Source organism: Janthinobacterium amylolyticum (genome assembly GCF_051380655.1).
Taxonomy (GTDB): domain Bacteria; phylum Pseudomonadota; class Gammaproteobacteria; order Burkholderiales; family Burkholderiaceae_D; genus Janthinobacterium.
Genome location: NZ_JBNYXL010000006.1, coordinates 332,536 through 350,889 on the forward strand (window position 1 = coordinate 332,536; position 18,354 = coordinate 350,889).

The following is an 18,354-nucleotide window of genomic DNA, read 5'->3' on the forward strand; positions in this document are numbered from 1 at the left end:
GGTTGTAAATAAAATAACAATGCAATGATGCCACATTTACGTCGAAAGTTGCAATATTTATTACTTGTTTATACAACTATTGTGCCGACAGCCAGGCGAGCGCGGCAGGCATAAAAAAAACGAGCCATCAGGCTCGCTTTTGTGCGCCGGGCCGCAAGGCCCGGCAGGAACACGGCGCTGTAACTTAAGCGCGCTTGTCTAGTGGCAGCACTTCGCGGGTCGTCGAACCGACGAACAGCTGGCGCGGACGGCCGATTTTTTGCTCAGGATCGGCGATCATTTCGTTCCACTGGGCGATCCAGCCGATGGTACGGGCCATGGCGAAGATACCGGTGAACAGCGACACAGGGATGCCCAGCGCCGATTGCACGATGCCCGAGTAGAAGTCGACGTTCGGGTAGAGTTTGCGCGAAACGAAGTATTCGTCGTTCAGTGCAATCTTTTCCAGTTCCATCGCCAGCTTGAACAATGGGTCGTCTTGCAGGCCCAGTTCGTTCAGCACTTCATAGCAGGTTTCACGCATCAGCTTGGCGCGCGGGTCGAAGTTCTTGTACACGCGGTGGCCAAAGCCCATCAGCTTGACGCCGGAGTTCTTGTCCTTGACTTGCTCGATGAAGGCAGGGATGTTCTCGACGGTGCCGATTTCCTTCAGCATGTTCAGTGCCGCTTCGTTGGCGCCGCCGTGAGCAGGGCCCCACAGGCAGGCGATACCGGCAGCGATACAGGCAAACGGGTTGGCGCCCGACGAACCGGCCAGACGGACGGTCGAGGTCGATGCGTTTTGCTCGTGGTCCGCGTGCAGGATCAGGATGCGGTCCAGGGCGCGCACCAGCACGTCGTTGACCTTGTAGTCTTCGCACGGGTTGGCGAACATCATGTGCATGAAGTTGGCGCTGTACGACAGGTCGTTGCGCGGGTACGTGAACGGCTGGCCGATCGAGTACTTGTAGGTCATGGCGACCAGGGTCGGCATCTTGGCGATCAGGCGGATGGCCGACACTTCGCGGTGACGCGGGTCGTTGATGTCCAGCGAGTCATGGTAGAACGACGCCAGCGCACCGACGGTACCGACCAGGATCGACATCGGATGCGCGTCGCGGCGGAAGCCACGGAAGAAGAATTGCATCTGCTCGTGGACCATCGTGTGCTTGGTCACGGTGTCGACGAACTTGGCTTTTTGCGCCGCGTTCGGCAGTTCGCCGTTCAGCAGCAGGTAGCACGATTCCATGAAGTCGGCGTTGACGGCCAACTGTTCGATCGGGTAACCGCGGTACAGCAGTTCGCCCTTGTCGCCGTCGATGTAGGTGATCGACGAATTGCACGAGGCGGTCGACATAAAGCCTGGGTCGTAGGTGAACTTGCCGCTACCGGCGTACAGTTTGCGGATGTCGATGACGTCCGGACCAACCGTGCCTTTGTAGATTGGAAATTCAAGCGATGGGCTGCCATCGGAGAACGACAGGGTAGCTTTTGTGTCAGAGGTATTCATGGGCTCTTCCTTCTCGGGAGTGAGTCGAAATTAAAATCAAAAATTCTGGCTGCAATTCGCAACGCAATTCGGCGTTGCTACAGCGCGCCACTCGCACCGTTTGCAATATATCGCCCAGGCGTCTAGGCAATGCGCAGTCGTTGCAGCAGTGCGCGCACATGCGGCAGATCGACTTCGCCTTCCGGCTCTTTACGGGCCAGTACCAGATCCATTAACGCATTGTCCGACAAATCCAGCAAACGCGTCAGCGCGTCAACTTCTTCATCGGTCAATTCGGTTTCATACGCATCGAGAAAACGGGTCAGGATAATGTCGTTTTCCAGCAGGCCACGGCGTGAACGCCAGCGCAGGCGGGCGCGGTTGGCCGGGTCGGCCTGATGCGAGGACAAAATTGATTCTGTCATTTGGTTTACCACTTTACGTGTGCCTTGCGGCACGGTGCTGCTTTGCAGGCGCCGCCTGCCAGGAAGCGAGGATACCCGCTTCCGGCACACGGCGCCCGGCGGACGCGATCAGACGGATCAGATCGCGCGGCGGACCATCAATTCCTTGATCTTGCCAATCGCCTTGTTCGGGTTCAACCCTTTCGGGCAGACGTCGACACAGTTCATGATCGAGTGGCAGCGGAACAGACGGTACGGATCTTCCAGGTTGTCCAGACGCGCGCCGGTGGCTTCGTCGCGCGAATCGGCGATGAAACGGTAGGCTTGCAGCAGGCCTGCAGGACCGACGAACTTGTCGGGATTCCACCAGAACGACGGGCACGACGTGGAGCAGCATGCGCACAGGATGCACTCGTACAGGCCATCGAGTTCTTCGCGCTGTTCCGGCGTCTGCAGGCGCTCTTTTTCAGGCGGGATCGAGTCGTTGATCAGGAACGGCTTGATCGAATCGTACTGCTTGAAGAATTGCGTCATGTCGACGATCAGGTCGCGGATGACTGGCAAGCCTGGCAACGGGCGCAGCACGATAGGCTCCGACAGTTCGTTCAGGTTGGTGGTGCATGCCAGGCCATTCTTGCCGTTGATGTTCATCGCGTCCGAACCGCACACGCCTTCGCGGCACGAGCGGCGCAGGGCCAGCGAGTCATCGACGTCGGACTTGATGCGCTGCAGTGCGTCCAGCAGCATCTTGTCGGTGTCTTTCAGTTCGACCGTCAGGTCTTGCATGTAAGGCTTGGCATCCTGGTCAGGATCGTAGCGGTAGATTTTAAATTTGAGAGTGCGTGCCATGTTCTGACCTTTAGAAAGTACGTGGTTTTGGCTTGAAGGTATCGACCGTCAGCGGTTTGGTCACGACTGGCTTGTATTCCAGGCGGTTGCCTTCCGAGTACCACAGCGTGTGCTTCATCCAGTTGACGTCGTCGCGTTGCGGATGGTCGTCCTGGGCGTGGGCGCCGCGCGATTCCTTGCGCGCTGCTGCCGAGACGATCGTCGCTTTCGCCGTTTCGATCAGGTTGTCCAGCTCCAGCGCTTCCACGCGGGCCGTGTTGAAGACCATCGACTTGTCCTTGAACGAGACGTGCTTGCGGCGCTCGTCCAGCTTCATGATTTCCTCGACGCCCTTGTTCAGCATCTCGTCGGTACGGAACACGCCACAGTACTTCTGCATCGTTGCGCGGATGTCGTTCGCCACGCCCTGCACGGTTTCCGTGCCGGTCGAGTTTTCCAGGCGCTGCAAGCGGCCCATGGCAAATTCAGCTGCGTCGGCTGGCAAAGGCTTGTTCTCCTTGGCTTTCAGGCCGCTGTTGACGATATGGTTGCCGGCCGCGCGGCCGAAGACCACCAGGTCCAGCAGCGAGTTGGTGCCCAGGCGGTTGGCGCCGTGCACCGACACGCAGGCGCACTCGCCGATCGCGTACAGGCCGTTGACGACTTTCGCCGAATTGTCCGGACCGGTCGGGGTGACGACCTGGCCGTGGATGTTCGTGGGAATGCCGCCCATCTGGTAGTGAATCGTCGGCACGACGGGAATCGGTTCCTTGGTCGCATCGACGTTGGCGAACTTGTGGCCGATTTCCAGGATCGACGGCAGGCGCTTGGCGATGGTATCGGCGCCGATATGGCGCAGGTCCAGCATCACGTGGTCCTTGTTCGGACCGCAGCCGCGGCCTTCCTTGATTTCCTGATCCATCGAACGCGAGACGAAGTCGCGCGGCGCCAGATCCTTCAGGGTCGGCGCATAGCGCTCCATGAAGCGTTCGCCTTCGCTATTGATCAGGATGCCGCCTTCGCCGCGCACGCCTTCGGTGATCAATACGCCCGCGCCGGCCACGCCGGTCGGGTGGAACTGCCAGAATTCCATGTCTTGCAGTGGCAGGCCGGCGCGTGCCGCCATGCCCATGCCGTCGCCGGTGTTGATGAAGGCATTCGTCGACGCGGCGAAGATACGGCCTGCGCCGCCCGTTGCCATGACCGTGGTTTTTGCTTCCAGGATCATGCATTCGCCGGTTTCCATTTCCAGCGCGACCACACCGATTACATCGCCTTCGGCGTCACGGATCAGGTCGAGCGCCATCCATTCGACGAAGAAGTGTGTACGTGCGCGTACATTGCGCTGGTACAGCGTGTGCAGCAGGGCGTGACCGGTACGGTCGGCTGCCGCGCAGGCGCGCTGCACCGGCTTTTCGCCGAAGTGGGCCGTGTGGCCGCCGAACGGACGCTGATAGATGGTGCCGTCAGGATTGCGGTCGAATGGCATGCCGAAGTGTTCCAGTTCGTACACGACCTTCGGTGCTTCGCGGCACATGAATTCGATGGCATCCTGGTCGCCCAGATAGTCGCCACCCTTGACGGTGTCGAACATGTGCCAGAACCAGTTGTCTTCGGCCATGTTGCCGAGCGACGCGCCGATACCGCCCTGCGCCGCCACGGTGTGCGAACGGGTCGGGAAAACTTTCGAGAGCACTGCGACGTTCAGGCCGGCTTCAGCCAGCTGCAACGACGCGCGCATGCCGGAACCGCCGGCGCCAACGATGACCGCATCAAAGCGGCGGGTAGGAATTGCAGATTTATATGCTGCCACGATTACACACTCCAGAGTATCTGTACCGTCCAGCCGGCACAAGCGATCAACCACAGCATGGTGGCAATTTGCAGGGTCATGCGGAGGCCAACGCTTTTCACGTAGTCCATCCAGATATTGCGTACGCCGACCCATGCGTGGTAGAACAAGGCGACAAACGTCACCAGGCTGATTAATTTGAACCATTGCTGTGCGAACAGACCAGCCCAGCCTTCATAGCTGAAGTTGCTGCCGGTCAGGAAGGCGATGAGCAGGATGGCAACATAGGCCACCATGACGAGGGCGGTGACGCGTTGCGCCAGCCAGTCGCGCAAGCCGTAATGGGCGCCGACAACGAGGCGTTTCGGTCCGATGTTATTGTTTGCCATTAAAATACTCCAAACAGTTTCAAAGCGACCAGAGCGGTCAGTACCAGGCTGATCACCAGAACGAACTTGGCCGTATTGCGCGCGGGTTCTTTCTCGGCGGCGACGTGCACGTCCATGAACAGGTGGCGGATACCGGCGCAGAAGTGGTGCAGGAAGGCCCAGACCAGACCCAGGGTGATCAGCTTGACGAACCAGTGCGAGGCGATGCCCTGGAAGTAGGCGTAGGACATTTCGGAACGCAGGCTCAGTTCCAGCATGTACAGGATGCACGGCAGCAGGGCGAAAATGATGATGCCGCTGATACGGTGCAGGATCGAGACGATGGCGCCGATCGCCATGCGGTAGTTCGACAATTCGGTAACATGGATGTTACGGAATTGCGGCCGTTCTTTTTTTGGTACTTCTCTTACGGCTTCAGACATAACAAAAACCTCCCCTTTGAATTTCAACTAAATATTGAAGCCGCGATTTTCGCCGATTTTCGCAACCCATACCAATATCTATTGTTACATATAACCAAAATGGTTTTTTACTACAAAATACCGCGCTACTTTCCGTAGTTCACGTAATTTAATTACAGAATCGCCGGCAAAGCACAGCCCGCCGGGGCTGGCCATGCTTTACCTGCGCGTTCTGTTGTCTCCATGCCCGCCTTGCGATGGGCACTTTCAAACGATGCACTTCCGCCCTGCCGCTTGTTCGGACGCCCGCGGGCGCCCTGCGGCTTCAGCTGAGTTCATTCTGATAATGATGACGACTGGTCAGGTACAGGCCCCGGCGCAGTTCGACCGGCTTGTCGCCGTAGGTAAACGACACGCGCTCGGAACTGAGCAAGGGCGTGCCGAGGTCGATATTTAACAATTGCGCGGCGCCGGCGTCGGCGCACACGGCGCGGATCTGCTCGGACGCGCGTATCATGCGCGTGCCGAATTCCGTTTCAAACAGGCCGTACATGGGGCCCTTGTACTCCACCAGGCGCTCTGCCGTCAGGCCCTTGAAGATGAGGCCGGGCAGCCACAGCTCTTCGACGATGGTAGGAATGCCGTCGAAATACTGCACGCGCTTGATGAAGATGACGGCGTCGCCGGACTTCAGGTCCATCAGGCGCGCCACGTCGGCCGGCGCGCGCACGCGCTTGACCTCGATGAATTTGCTTTCCGGATAGTGCGGCACGCCCTCGTCCGGCACCAGGCGCAGGAAGCGGAAATGCGCGCGCGCCTCGTGGTGGGTGGAGACGAAGGTACCCTTGCCCTGGCGGCGCATGACGAGGTTCTCGGCCGCCAGCTCATCGATCGCCTTGCGCACCGTGCCCTGGCTGACCTTGAAACGGCCCGCCAGTTCGACTTCGCTGGGAATCAGTTCGCCCGGCTTCCACTCGCCCGATTGCAGGCTCTGCGTGATGAGCGCTTTGATCTGCTGATATAAGGGACTGAAGGTGGGCGAGGCATTCGCGGCAGGCGCGGCCACGGCAGTGGTATTGGCGCTGGCGACAGGGGCGGAAGTGCTGCTGGCCGCCGCGGCGGCAGGCGTAGCCGGGGTGCCCGCGGTCGGACTGACCGCCCCGCTTGCAGCAGTGGCATTGTTGGTCAGATTGGACGAGGCGGAATTCATAGTCCGACATTTCAACACAAATCACTGTCCACGTCCAGTAAAACAGACGTAGTTATCTGTCTTATATAAGACATAAGATATGATTGACAGATACAGATCGGAGGCCTAAACTGCCCTCGATAAAACTTGTGAGCCAGCGTTTTATGTTGTCGGCCAGCCACTCTGGTCTCGCGCAGCACAAGCGTCACGGCAGCGTACACCAGCAATTCGGTGGTGCGGGCCGGTTTTGGTATCATTATAGTTTTTCCGGATAAGCGTAAGCCCAGCTTCAAGCCCGTTTTCTTTCCCATTTTTGGAGATTCATCATGGCTAAAACCCCAATGCGTGTTGCAGTGACCGGCGCCGCCGGCCAGATCGGCTACGCCCTGTTGTTCCGCATCGCCAATGGCGACATGCTCGGCAAAGACCAGCCTGTCATCTTGCAACTGCTTGAAATCCCGGACGAAAAAGCCCAGAAGGCGCTCAAGGGCGTGATGATGGAAATCGATGACTGCGCATTCCCGCTGCTGACGGAAATGACCGCCCACTCCGATCCATTGACCGCATTCAAGGATGTCGACGTGGCCGTCCTGGTGGGCGCGCGTCCACGCGGCCCGGGCATGGAACGCAAGGACCTGCTGGAAGCGAACGCCCAGATCTTCACGGTGCAAGGCAAGGCGCTCGACGCCGTCGCTTCGCGCAACGTGAAAGTGCTGGTGGTCGGCAACCCTGCCAACACCAATGCCTACATCGCCATGAAATCGGCACCATCGCTGCCAGCGAAAAACTTCACCGCCATGCTGCGCCTGGACCACAACCGCGCCCTGTCGCAAGTGGCTGCCAAGACCGGTACCGCCGTGAAAGACATCGAGAAGCTGACCGTCTGGGGCAACCACTCGCCAACCATGTACGCCGACTACCGCTTCGCCACCGTGAACGGCAAGGCCGTCAAGGACCTGATCAACGACCAGGAATGGAACGCCAATGTGTTCCTGCCAACCGTCGGCAAGCGCGGCGCGGCCATCATCGAAGCGCGCGGCCTGTCGTCGGCAGCGTCGGCAGCGAACGCCGCCATCGACCACATCCATGACTGGATGCTGGGCACCGCCGGCAAGTGGACCACCATGGGCGTACCTTCGGATGGCTCGTATGGCATCCCTGAAGGCACCGTCTTCGGCTTCCCTGTGACCACCGACAACGGTGAGTACACCATCGTTCAAGGTCTGGAAATCGATGCATTCTCGCAAGAGCGCATCAACCTGACCCTGAAAGAACTGACCGAAGAGCGCGAAGGCGTGAAACACCTGCTGGCCTAAATCCAGTATTGGCGGCGCGGCCTGAGCGCCGCCCGCCAAGAAGGCCGCCCCGCGAGATTCGCGGCGCGGCTGTTTTATCAAGTAGTCCTTACCTGCAGAAATGCCTTAAGCATGCACCCTTCCGAGGTTTTATTCCAAGGCAAACGCCAGCCGCTGTTGCTCGCCGCTTGCGACCACTACGCCGGCTCTGAAAAGCTGATGCGTAAATCGATTGCTTTGCAACAAGAGCTTGGCCCCCTGTTCGACATCACGTTCGACTGCGAAGACGGCGCCAGCGCCGGCAATGAAGAAGCCCACGCGCAGATGATCGCCGGCCTGCTGGCCAGCGACGAGAACCAGTTCAACCGCATCGGCGTGCGCGTGCACGACGTCGACAGCCCGTTTTTCGCGCGCGACGTGGAACTCATCTGCGCCGCCGCCGGCCGCCTCGCGTACATCGCCGTGCCCAAAGTGGGCGGCGTGCAGGACGCCATGCTGGCCATCGACCTGATCAACCTGCATGCGCGCCGCGCCGGCCGCGACAACCTGCCCGTGCACATCCTGATCGAGACGCATGGCGCGCTGCGCGACGCGTATGCGATCGCCGCCCTGCCGCAGGTCGAATGCCTGTCCTTCGGCATCATGGATTTCGTCTCGGCCCACTACGGCGCCATCCCCGCCGCCGCCATGCGCACCCCGGGCCAGTTCACGCACCCGCTGGTGGTACGCGCCAAGCTGGAAGTGGCCGCCGCCTGCCACGCGCACGGCAAGGTGCCGTCGCATAATGTGACGACCGATGTGCGCGATTCGGCCGTGGTGGCCAACGATGCCCAGCGCGCAACAGCCGAGTTCGGCTACACGCGCATGTGGAGCATCCATCCGGACCAGATCAAGCCCATCATCAAGGCTTTCACGCCGCGCCTGTCCGAGGTCAATGAGGCCAGCAATATCCTGAATGAGGCGCTGCGCGCCAACTGGGGTCCGATCGCGCAAAATGGCCGCTTGCACGACCGCGCCAGCTACCGATATTATTGGACCGTTTTGCAACGTGCCAAACTGGCGGGCCTGGGCCTGCCCGAGGCGGCCGCCGCATTACTCAACACCCCCTCTTCCAGCACCACTGAAAACTGACAGGAATTACACGATGTCCATCTCCAAATTAGCAATTGCCTGCAGCGTCGCGCTGGGCGCCCTGACCCTGACACTGGCACCGGCCAGCTTCGCCGCCACGGATGCCAAGGCAGGCAAGGCAGAGTCCAACCCCAAGGCGGTCAAGGCCAAGCCGAAGGCCAAGAGCACCAAGGCCAAGCCGGCCGCCAAGGAAGCCCACCCTCTGGCCATGTCGGTCGCCGACAAGGAAGAAGCGGACGAGCCGGATACCGCGGGTTCGGCCTCCACGGATTTCAATTGCGAACTTGGTAATAAAATTACCATCTACACCAATGCTACTGACGACAAACACATCGCCCTGCGCTGGAAGAAGCGCCTGCATCGCCTGAGCCGTGTTGGCACCACCACTGGCGCCAACCGCTTCGAGAACCGCTTGTATGGTCTCGTCTGGATCGGCATCCCGGCCAAAGGCATGCTGCTCGATTCCAAGCAGGGCCGCCAACTGGCCAATGAATGCAAGGACGAGGAGCAAGCCAAGCCCAAGCCGGCAGCATTGGTGGACGCCCCGCCATCGCTGGGCGTGTTGCCAGTCACCGGCGGCTGATGTGCGTAGCAAGGGCCTCTTCGGGGGTCCGGTCATGTTTTTTGTACCCTGAATAATCAATAAATAGACGATACCCAACAAGGAGAGGTCATGTCCCGCAACACTCTGAACACGCTCAAGGACTTTAATATTTCAGACAGCAAGAAGGGCAAGCTGTATTCCCTGCCTGCACTGGAAAAAAGCCTGGGCATCAATGTCTCCCGCCTGCCAGTGTCGATTCGCATCGTGCTCGAATCGGTATTGCGCAACTGCGACGGCAAAAAAGTCACCGAAGAACACGTCAAGCAATTGGCGAGCTGGGGCCCGACCGCCGAGCGCACCGACGAGATCCCGTTCGTAGTGGCGCGCGTCGTGCTGCAGGACTTCACCGGCGTGCCATTGCTGGCCGACCTGGCCGCCATGCGCAACGTGGCCGCCAAGATGGGTATCAACGCCAAGAAGATCGAACCGCTGGTACCGGTCGACCTGGTGGTCGACCACTCGGTGACCATCGATCACTACCGCGAAAAGAAAGCGCTGGACCTGAACATGAAACTGGAATTCTCGCGTAACAACGAGCGTTACCAGTTCATGAAATGGGGCATGCAGGCATTCGACACCTTCGGCGTCGTGCCACCAGGCTTCGGCATCGTCCACCAGGTCAACCTGGAATACCTGGCGCGCGGCGTGCACCACGCAGGCAAGAAAGCCGGCGACGTGTACTACCCTGACACCCTGGTCGGCACCGACTCGCACACCACCATGATCAACGGCATCGGCGTGGTCGGCTGGGGCGTGGGCGGTATCGAGGCGGAAGCTGGCATGCTGGGCCAGCCAGTCTACTTCCTGACGCCTGACGTCATCGGCGTGAACCTGTCGGGCGCGCTGCGCGAAGGCTGCACCGCCACCGACCTGGTACTGACCATCACGGAATTGCTGCGCAAGGAAAAAGTCGTCGGCAAGTTCGTCGAATTCTTCGGCGAAGGCACCGAATCGCTGACCCTGACCGACCGCGCGACGATCGCCAACATGGCACCGGAATACGGCGCGACCATGGGCTTCTTCCCGGTCGACGAAGCGACCATCGACTACTTCAAGGGCACCGGCCGCAGCAAGGCTGAAATCGCCGCGTTCGAAGGCTACTTCAAGGCGCAAAACCTGTTCGGCGTGCCAAAAGTCGGCGAGATCGACTACACCCGCGTGGTGGAACTGGACCTGGCATCGGTTGCCCCGTCGCTGGCCGGCCCGAAACGCCCGCAAGACCGTATCGAAATCGGCAACGTCAAGGCCAACTTCGCCGAGCTGTTCGCCAAGCCAACCACGGAAAACGGCTTCAACAAGAACCCGGCCGACCTGGCTGCCGTGTACGAAACGACGAACGGCGTGAAAGTGTCGAACGGCGACGTGCTGATCGCCGCGATCACCTCGTGCACCAACACCTCGAACCCGAGCGTGATGCTGGCTGCCGGCCTGCTGGCCAAGAAAGCCGTCGAAGCCGGCCTGAAAGTCGCGCCGCACATCAAGACCTCGCTGGCCCCTGGCTCGCGCGTCGTGACCGAATACCTGACCGCCGCCGGCCTGCTGCCCTACCTGGAAAAACTGGGCTTCGGCGTGACCGCCTACGGCTGCACCACCTGTATCGGCAATGCGGGCGACCTGACGCCGGAACTGAACGCCGCCATCGCCACGCACGACATCGTCGCGTCGGCCGTGCTGTCGGGCAACCGTAACTTCGAAGCGCGTATTCACCCGAACATCCGCTCGAACTTCCTGGCCTCGCCACCGCTGGTCGTCGCTTACGCGATCGCCGGCAACATGACGCGCGACCTGATGACGGAACCAGTCGGCAAGGGCAAGGGCGGCAAGGACATCTACCTGGGCGACATCTGGCCGACCTCGGCTGAAGTATCGGCCATGATGAAGTTCGCCATGAACGCCAAGGTGTTCAAGGATAACTATGCGGACGTCAAGGGCGCGCCAGGCAAGCTGTGGGAAAAAGTCACGACCGTCTCCGGTCAAGTCTACAACTGGCCAAAATCGACGTACATCGCGGAACCACCGTTCTTCGACAACTTCTCGATGACGCCAGCGGCAGTGGCCACCGGCATCGAAGGCGCGCGCGCCCTGGGCGTGTTCGGCGATTCCATCACCACCGACCACATCTCGCCAGCCGGCTCAATCCAGGAAAACGGTCCTGCAGGCAAATGGCTGAAGGAAAACGGCGTCCTGAAAGCGGACTTCAACTCCTACGGCTCGCGTCGCGGCAACCATGAAATCATGATGCGCGGCACGTTCGCCAACGTGCGCATCAAGAACCGCATGATTCCTGCCAAGGCGGACGGTTCGGCGGTCGAAGGCGGCATCACGATCCACCAGCCTTCCGGCGAAGAAATGTCGATCTACGACGCAGCAATGAAGTATGTTGCTGAAGGCACGCCAACCATGGTCTTCGGCGGCGAAGAGTACGGTACGGGCTCGTCGCGCGACTGGGCGGCAAAAGGTACGCAGCTGCTGGGCGTGAAAGCCGTGATCACCCGTTCGTTCGAACGTATCCACCGCTCGAACCTGGTGGGCATGGGCGTGTTGCCGCTGCAATTCATCGGCGACGACAGCGTGCAAACCCTGGGCATCACCGGCAAGGAAACCTTCGACCTGAAAGGCCTCGAAGGCGAAATCAAGCCACAGCAACTGGCGACCCTGGTGATCCACCGCGCCGACGGCAGCAGCCAGGAAGTCAAAGTCCTGCTGCGCATCGATACGCCGATCGAAGTCGACTACTACAAGCACGGCGGTATTCTGCCATTCGTGCTGCGTCAGCTGCTGGCCGAGTAATCGATCAGTTGTGATGCAAGATAAAGGCGCCGGTTTCGACCGGCGCTTTTTTTCGTCCATCGCGGCCGTTTTAACTTGAAATATCGACTATCGGCATGATCTGAGGATAGCTTACGTATTGCGTGTGGCCGAATCCTCTACAATACGGTTATAAGGGTTTATCATTGTTTGACTGATCCATTTTTTTCACTTTCCGAGACTCTTATCCCGCTATGCGTCGTCCTTCCAAAGATTCATCCCATAAACTGACTGCCGACAGCCAGCGCCTGGTCACCTTTGCCCAGGCGATCGTACAGGCAGCCAGCCGTCTCGAAGAGCGGTCCTGGGAACACAGCCTGGATACGCAGCTCCAGAAATTACTCAAAACCGGCCACCAGGACACCATCGACAACACCCTGGGCAGCCTGTTCAAGGAAGACTTGAACGCCTACGACGTGCTGATGGACTGCGTTGAAGCCGTCAGCGAATCGACCGTCATCGTGCACGAAGACGTGCGCTACGACGCCCTGCTGGTCGCCGTGCCCATCCTCGCGTGGACGCGCTTTTCCATCGCCTCCGGCCCCATGGCCGGCGACGCGCACGGCGTATTGTCCGCGCACTTTGCCGCCCACCTGCTGGCCGACGGCACCAAGACGGCCATGGCGCCAACCCTGTATTCGATCGACCAGTTGCCGCGCAGCCATGTCGAGACTTATGCCAAGACGCAGAAGCTGGCCCTGGCCGCCCTGAAAGGCACGCCCGTCAAGCCGTCGGGCAAGGAAGCGGAAACGGCGCCCTTCCTGGCCGACACCCGCTACCTGCTGGTGGCCGTGGTGGCGCCCGCTGGTGCGCCGCTGTTCCGCTGGCAAACGCCGGCCAGCCAGCTCGACTTCATCGCCGAGCGCAGCGCCGCCCTGGAACAATGGCGCACGCAAGCGACGCCGACCATCGCCCGCCTGCTGCCCGGCTGCGGCCTGGAACTGCTGCTGCCTGAAGCCTATTACGTGGCCTGCCGCGAAGCGGACAAGCTGATCCGTCCCGTCTCCGTGCGCGCCGCCGTGCATTACCTGACGCACACACTGGCCATCGAGCCATCGGAACTGCGCGCCGTGATCGCCGGCTTCGGCGAGGAATCGGCCGACGGCCAGGTCGATGAATACCGCATCGCCTTCACCCTGCGCCAGGCGCCGGACGTCATCTACGGCATCGTCTGGCCCTTGTATGGCCAGGAAGACGAGGATGGCACGCCGATCGAAGGCCTGATCCAGGTCGGCATCGCCGCGCTGGACAAGCAGAAGACGCCCGTCGATGAAATCATCGAGCACCTGAACGCCGCCGGCGTGACGCAGATCAAGCGCCACGCGGAACGCTTTGTCGGCGAATACTGCGACGATTGCGGCGCACCCCTGTTTGCCGATCCGGTCGGCGAGCTGGCGCATGCGGAGATGCCCGAAGATACGCCGCAGGGCACAGAGCATTTCCACTGATGCTGTAACGGTGTTGTCGGATTACGCGCTGCGCGCTAATCCGACCTACGCTGCTGTCATAGTGTTGTCGCACAAAAAGCCGTAGGTCGGATTGGCCGGCACGGCGTCATCCGACAACACCATCAGCGCATGCAAAAAAGGCGGAACCTCGGTTCCGCCTTTTGCATTTCAACAAACTATTTAACGCCGCATCACCATTGCGAGAACGGGTGGCGGATCAGGTTCGCGTTGTAGTAGCGCGCATCGCCCGACACTTCCGCGCCGATCCAGTCCGGCTTCTCGAACGGCTGGTCTTCCGATGCCAGTTCGATCTCGGCCACCACCAGGCCCGCATTGGCGCCCAGGAACTCGTCGACTTCCCACACCATGCCCGCGTGTTCGATGCGGTGGCGGTATTTTTCGATCAGCGGCTGCTCGCACAAGCCATCGAGCAGCTCGGCCGCGTCGGCCAGCGGGATCGGATACTCCCACTCGCCGCGCGTGGCGCCCACGTTGGCGCCCTTGATGGTCAGCATCGCCTGTTCGCCTTCGATGCGCACGCGCACCACACGCTCGCGCGTGGACGACAGATAACCCTGGCGCAGCAGCACCGCCTGGCCCAGGCCGCGCCAGGCGTCGCCGGCCAGCAGGAATTTACGCTCGATCTCGATACCCATGAACAACGCCGCTCAGTCCAGCGACAGCAGGATAGGCTGCAGCATGGCCGCGCCCAGAGCCGCGCTGCGCGCGCCATTCCAGCCCACTGCCGGATCCGGCAAGTCTGCGTTTTCCTTGAACGGCATTTCCAGGGTCAGCGCCAGGCACTGGAAGTGATGGCCGATGTATTTCGACGCCAGGGTCAGCATGTCGGACTTGTACTTGCTGGCCGCATAGCCGAACTTGTCCTGGAAGTCGGGGCTGGCTTGCTTGTAGCGCTCGATGAAGGCCTTCTGATGCGCCGCTTGCGCCGGCGTGAAGTTTTCCAGCATTTCATTGCCGGCCACAAAGTTGTACGGCAGCGCTTCGTCGCCGTGGATGTCGAAGAACATGTCGACACCCGTCTCGTGGATCTTGTTTTTCACGCACAGCACTTCCGGGCTGGACTCCAGCGACGGCGTCATCCATTCGCGGTTCAGGTTGGCGCCGGCCGCATTCGTGCGCAGGTTGCCGCGGATGGAACCGTCCGGATTCATGTTCGGCACGATGTGGAACACGGCGCGCTGCAACAGTTTGCGCGCGATCGGGTTGGCATCGTCGAGCAGGGAGTCGATCAGGCCTTCGACAAACCATTCGGCCATCGATTCGCCCGGATGCTGGCGTGCGATGACCCAGATTTTCTTTTCCGCCTGCGGGTTGCCGATGGTGACCATGTTCATGTCGCGGCCATCGACGGTGCTGCCCAGGTCGGAGACGCGCGCCAGCGGATGCTCGGCCACTTCGCCCAGCAGGCGCAAATGACGCTCCCACGAATACGGCTCGAAGTAGGCGTAGTACACGCTGTCGAGTTCCGGTGTGTGCGAAATCGTCATGACCTGGCCGTCGAACGACGTCGGCACGCGGAACCAGTTTTCGCTGTCGTAGCTGGCCACGGCCTGGTAGTCCTCGTAGCCGGCAGGATAGGTGGCCTGGCCCGCGTTCAGGAAGCGCATCGTGCATGCCTGGCCGCGCGCGCCCTGCAGGCGGAAGTGGAACCACTGGTGAATGTCGGCGTGGCTGTCCTTGCGCAGGTTCACGTCGATGGCGCCGGCGCTGGCGGCGCTCACCACGTCGATGGCGCCCGAGTCGAAGTTCTGGCTGATTTTAATGGTCATGTAATGATCCCGTCCAAAGGTAAGTGTCCCGGCGCGGCCTCGTGGGCGCCCGCCGTCGCGCTAAAAAACGCAGTGTAAGCTATCCCGCTATTTTCCGCCCTTTGCCGCCATTCGCAAAGCCTGGCATGTCCATTCCTGCACCATTCCGGGGCATCGATGGAAAACCCCCGGGCAAAAACACGAAAAATTGGCCAACTGTCGCATCAACCGGACAAAAATTTGATTTGTAACAATCCCAGACACATTGGCAACCCACTGCCGCCCTATAATTCTTGCTTTCATAGAGTCGCCAGGAAAGAGCGTGGACAAGAAGTTAACTAACATCCAGGAAAGAAAGTTACGCGAGGCTCAGGCGCGGCGCGAGCACATCATCGACGTCGTCAAGGACCTCATCAAAAAAGGCGGCGCGCGCGCCGTCTCCATCCGCAAGGTGGCCGAAGCGGCCGGATTTTCCACTACCGTCGTGTACGCCCTGTTCCGCGACAAGGCTACCCTGATCGCCCAGGCCATGGACAAGGACTTGCTGGAACTGGTGCGCGCCATGCGCACGGCCTGCGCCAACAGCGGCGATCCGTGGCAGCGCATCCGCCTGATCGGCCGCGCCTACATCGAGTATGGTTTCCAGCATCCGGACGAGTATTCCCTGATCTTCATGGAGTTGCGCCCGCATGCGGAAGTCGACGCCGTCGAAGTGGAACACGGCAATATCGAGCAAGACCCGTATGCCTACGCGCTGCACCTGTTCCAGGATCTGGCGCAGGCCGGCCAGGTGCGCGAGGACGAGCCGGCCCTGCACGCCATGACGCAGATTTTCTGGCAGTCGCTGCACGGCCTGGTCTCGCTGCGCATCGTCATGGATGCGGGCGACCCATGGACGCCGCACCCGGACATGCACCAGCATATCGACGACTTGCTGGCCGTCGTCACGGAAGGTATCCGCCTGCGCTTTGCGCCGGCCTCCTGACGTTTGATCATGCACAGCCACTTCCTGTGGTTCATGGGTATCCAGGCCACCACCACGTTTGCCCTGCTGGGCCTGGGCGCCAAGGCGCTGCGCATATACTGAGGCGAACAGTAAAAAGGCAGGCGCGGTCTGCGCCGCCCTGCCCTTTGCCATCCGTATGCCATATCAACCGGCGATATTTCCCGGCGAAATAGCCATGCCCAATAATTACTCCGCCACGCGCATGCTCTGCGTTTCCTGATAGCGCGTATGCCACGCCAGCGCCTCTTGCAGGATATGCGGCGTATGGCCGCCGCGCAGGCATGCCGCGTCGTAATAGGCACGCAGTTGCGCACGGTAATCGGGATGCGTGCAGCGCTCGATGATCAACGGCGCCCGTTCGCGCGGCGCCAGTCCGCGCAAGTCCGCAAAGCCCCATTCCGTCACCAGCACGTCAACGTCATGCTCCGTATGGTCGACATGCGAAACCATCGGCACGACGCTGGAAATGCGCCCGCCCTTGGCCGCCGATTTCGACACGAACATCGACACTTGTCCGTTGCGCGCGAAGTCGCCCGAGCCGCCGATGCCGTTCATCATGTGCGTGCCGCACACGTGCGTGGAATTGACGTTGCCGTAGATATCGAATTCCAGCGCCGTGTTCAGCGCGATGATGCCCAGGCGGCGCACGATTTCCGGATGGTTGCTGATCTCTTGCGGGCGCAGCACGATCTTCGAGCGGTAATGGTCGATATTGTCCATCAGCTTCTGGTGCACGGCAGCCGACAGGGTGATCGACGAGGCCGAGGCAAACGCCAGCTGGCCTGAGTCGAGCAGCTCGATGGCGCTGTCCTGCAGCACTTCCGAATACATCGTCATGTTGCGGAAAGGCGAGCCGATCAGGCCATGCAGCACGGCGTTGGCGATCGTGCCAATGCCCGCCTGCAGCGGCAGCAATTCCGGCCCCATGCGGCCAGCCGCCACTTCGCCTTCCAGGAAGGCGATGACGTGGCCGGCGATGGCCTGCGTTTCCGCATCGGGCGGCAAGGCGTTCGACGGGCTGTCGGGGCTGTCCGTGATGACGATGGCGGCGATGCGGGCCGGGTCGATGGCAATCGCCGTGCTGCCCAGGCGCTGGTCCACGCGCGTGAGCGGGATCGGTTCGCGGCCCGGCAGGGCTTGCGGAATATAAATGTCGTGCAAGCCTTCCAGCGCCAGCGGCGTGGACAGGTTGATTTCGATGATGACTTGCGTGGCTTGCTGGGCAAACGCGGCGGAATTGCCCACCGACATGGTCGGGATGATGGCGCCCGCCGCCGTGATGGCTGTCGCCTCGATGACGGCGATATCCACGGCGGCCAGGTTGCCCGAGCGCAGCTGCTCGGCCGTTTCCGACAAATGCTGGTCGATGAACATGACTTCGCCATTGTTGATCTTGCCGCGCAGCACAGGATCGACCTGGAACGGCATGCGCCGCGCCAGTACGCCCGCCTCGGCCATCAGGCCATCGCTGCCATTGCCCAGCGAAGCGCCGGTGATCAAGGTCAGGCTCAACGGGTCTTGCAGGGCGCGCTCGGCCAGGGCGCGCGGCAGGGCCTTGGCGTCGCCGGCACGGGTAAAACCGCTCATGCCGACACGCATGCCGTTGTGGAATAATGTGGCGGCCTCGGTGGCGCTCATGATTTTACTGAGCAGGCCTGGGTGGCGGATACGGTCCTCGTACATCTGATGCTCCTGATCTTCTTCATATTCTCAAACTGGATGGCTGTCATACACCAGCCCCATAAGTGGATTCAGTATAAAATCGCGGTCATATGCATGGCATGAATTAATTTCGCCACATCCAGTCGATATTTTCATGCCT

General features: G+C 60.7%; 16 protein-coding genes. 6 read left to right on the forward strand and 10 right to left on the reverse strand.

Translation table 11 applies throughout. From position 1 onward, the window contains the following. Positions 1-184: 184 nt before the first annotated feature. From gltA to ACQ4WR_RS15225, 7 genes are all read right to left on the reverse strand, one after another. Positions 185-1,489 (reverse strand): citrate synthase, encoded by a 1,305-nt coding sequence (gene gltA, locus ACQ4WR_RS15195; RefSeq protein WP_102293619.1) that lies wholly within the window; start codon positions 1,487-1,489, stop codon positions 185-187. 122 nt (positions 1,490-1,611) lie between these two features. Beyond that, positions 1,612-1,893 carry an FAD assembly factor SdhE gene (locus ACQ4WR_RS15200; RefSeq protein ID WP_034752073.1) on the reverse strand — a complete coding sequence of 94 codons (282 nt, stop codon included), beginning with the start codon at positions 1,891-1,893 and terminating at the stop codon, positions 1,612-1,614. Between the two features lie 117 nt (positions 1,894-2,010). Then, positions 2,011-2,721 (reverse strand): succinate dehydrogenase iron-sulfur subunit, encoded by a 711-nt coding sequence (locus tag ACQ4WR_RS15205; RefSeq protein ID WP_102293620.1) that lies wholly within the window; start codon positions 2,719-2,721, stop codon positions 2,011-2,013. Between the two features lie 10 nt (positions 2,722-2,731). After that, complete coding sequence (gene sdhA, locus ACQ4WR_RS15210; RefSeq protein WP_102293621.1) at positions 2,732-4,513, reverse strand: succinate dehydrogenase flavoprotein subunit; 1,782 nt, start codon at positions 4,511-4,513, stop codon at positions 2,732-2,734. A 2-nt stretch (positions 4,514-4,515) separates the two neighbouring features. Then, positions 4,516-4,881, reverse strand: a complete 366-nt coding sequence (gene sdhD, locus ACQ4WR_RS15215) for a succinate dehydrogenase, hydrophobic membrane anchor protein (RefSeq protein WP_102293622.1) — start codon at positions 4,879-4,881, stop codon at positions 4,516-4,518. Further along, entirely contained in the window at positions 4,881-5,303 is a 423-nt protein-coding gene (gene sdhC, locus ACQ4WR_RS15220; protein WP_102293623.1) for a succinate dehydrogenase, cytochrome b556 subunit, read from the reverse strand. Before sdhC ends, sdhD begins: the two co-directional genes overlap by 1 nt. 304 nt (positions 5,304-5,607) lie before the next feature. After that, a complete protein-coding gene (locus tag ACQ4WR_RS15225; protein WP_102293624.1) occupies positions 5,608-6,492 on the reverse strand; it encodes a GntR family transcriptional regulator in 885 nt (294 codons plus the stop codon). Positions 6,493-6,797: 305 nt separating this feature from the next. On the opposite strand from ACQ4WR_RS15225, the gene ACQ4WR_RS15230 reads away from it, so the two are divergent. The 5 genes from ACQ4WR_RS15230 to ACQ4WR_RS15250 all read left to right on the forward strand — a co-directional run bounded on the left by ACQ4WR_RS15230 (position 6,798) and on the right by ACQ4WR_RS15250 (position 13,757). After that, positions 6,798-7,787, forward strand: coding sequence for a malate dehydrogenase (locus ACQ4WR_RS15230; RefSeq protein ID WP_034752084.1), 990 nt, complete (start codon positions 6,798-6,800; stop codon positions 7,785-7,787). Positions 7,788-7,898: 111 nt separating this feature from the next. Beyond that, a complete protein-coding gene (locus ACQ4WR_RS15235; protein WP_102293625.1) occupies positions 7,899-8,897 on the forward strand; it encodes an HpcH/HpaI aldolase/citrate lyase family protein in 999 nt (332 codons plus the stop codon). 13 nt (positions 8,898-8,910) lie between these two features. After that, positions 8,911-9,480, forward strand: a complete 570-nt coding sequence (locus tag ACQ4WR_RS15240; protein ID WP_102293626.1) for a hypothetical protein — start codon at positions 8,911-8,913, stop codon at positions 9,478-9,480. A 90-nt stretch (positions 9,481-9,570) separates the two neighbouring features. Then, complete coding sequence (gene acnA, locus ACQ4WR_RS15245; RefSeq protein WP_436488205.1) at positions 9,571-12,291, forward strand: aconitate hydratase AcnA; 2,721 nt, start codon at positions 9,571-9,573, stop codon at positions 12,289-12,291. 212 nt (positions 12,292-12,503) lie between these two features. After that, positions 12,504-13,757 carry a DUF2863 family protein gene (locus tag ACQ4WR_RS15250; protein ID WP_436488207.1) on the forward strand — a complete coding sequence of 418 codons (1,254 nt, stop codon included), beginning with the start codon at positions 12,504-12,506 and terminating at the stop codon, positions 13,755-13,757. Positions 13,758-13,948: 191 nt separating this feature from the next. On the opposite strand, the gene ACQ4WR_RS15255 is transcribed toward ACQ4WR_RS15250, so the two are convergent. Further along, complete coding sequence (locus tag ACQ4WR_RS15255; protein WP_102293639.1) at positions 13,949-14,413, reverse strand: CYTH domain-containing protein; 465 nt, start codon at positions 14,411-14,413, stop codon at positions 13,949-13,951. Positions 14,414-14,425: 12 nt separating this feature from the next. Continuing rightward, complete coding sequence (locus ACQ4WR_RS15260) at positions 14,426-15,547, reverse strand: M14 family metallopeptidase (protein ID WP_436488208.1); 1,122 nt, start codon at positions 15,545-15,547, stop codon at positions 14,426-14,428. A gap of 301 nt (positions 15,548-15,848) precedes the next feature. Here ACQ4WR_RS15260 and ACQ4WR_RS15265 point away from each other — a divergent pair, with 301 nt between their 5' ends. Then, complete coding sequence (locus tag ACQ4WR_RS15265; protein WP_102293630.1) at positions 15,849-16,511, forward strand: TetR/AcrR family transcriptional regulator; 663 nt, start codon at positions 15,849-15,851, stop codon at positions 16,509-16,511. Positions 16,512-16,718: 207 nt separating this feature from the next. On the opposite strand, the gene scpC is transcribed toward ACQ4WR_RS15265, so the two are convergent. After that, the gene (scpC, locus tag ACQ4WR_RS15270) at positions 16,719-18,215 is read right to left on the reverse strand and encodes a succinyl-CoA:acetate CoA-transferase ScpC (RefSeq protein WP_436488210.1); all 1,497 of its coding nucleotides are present in this window, start codon (positions 18,213-18,215) and stop codon (positions 16,719-16,721) included. Positions 18,216-18,354: the final 139 nt, after the last annotated feature.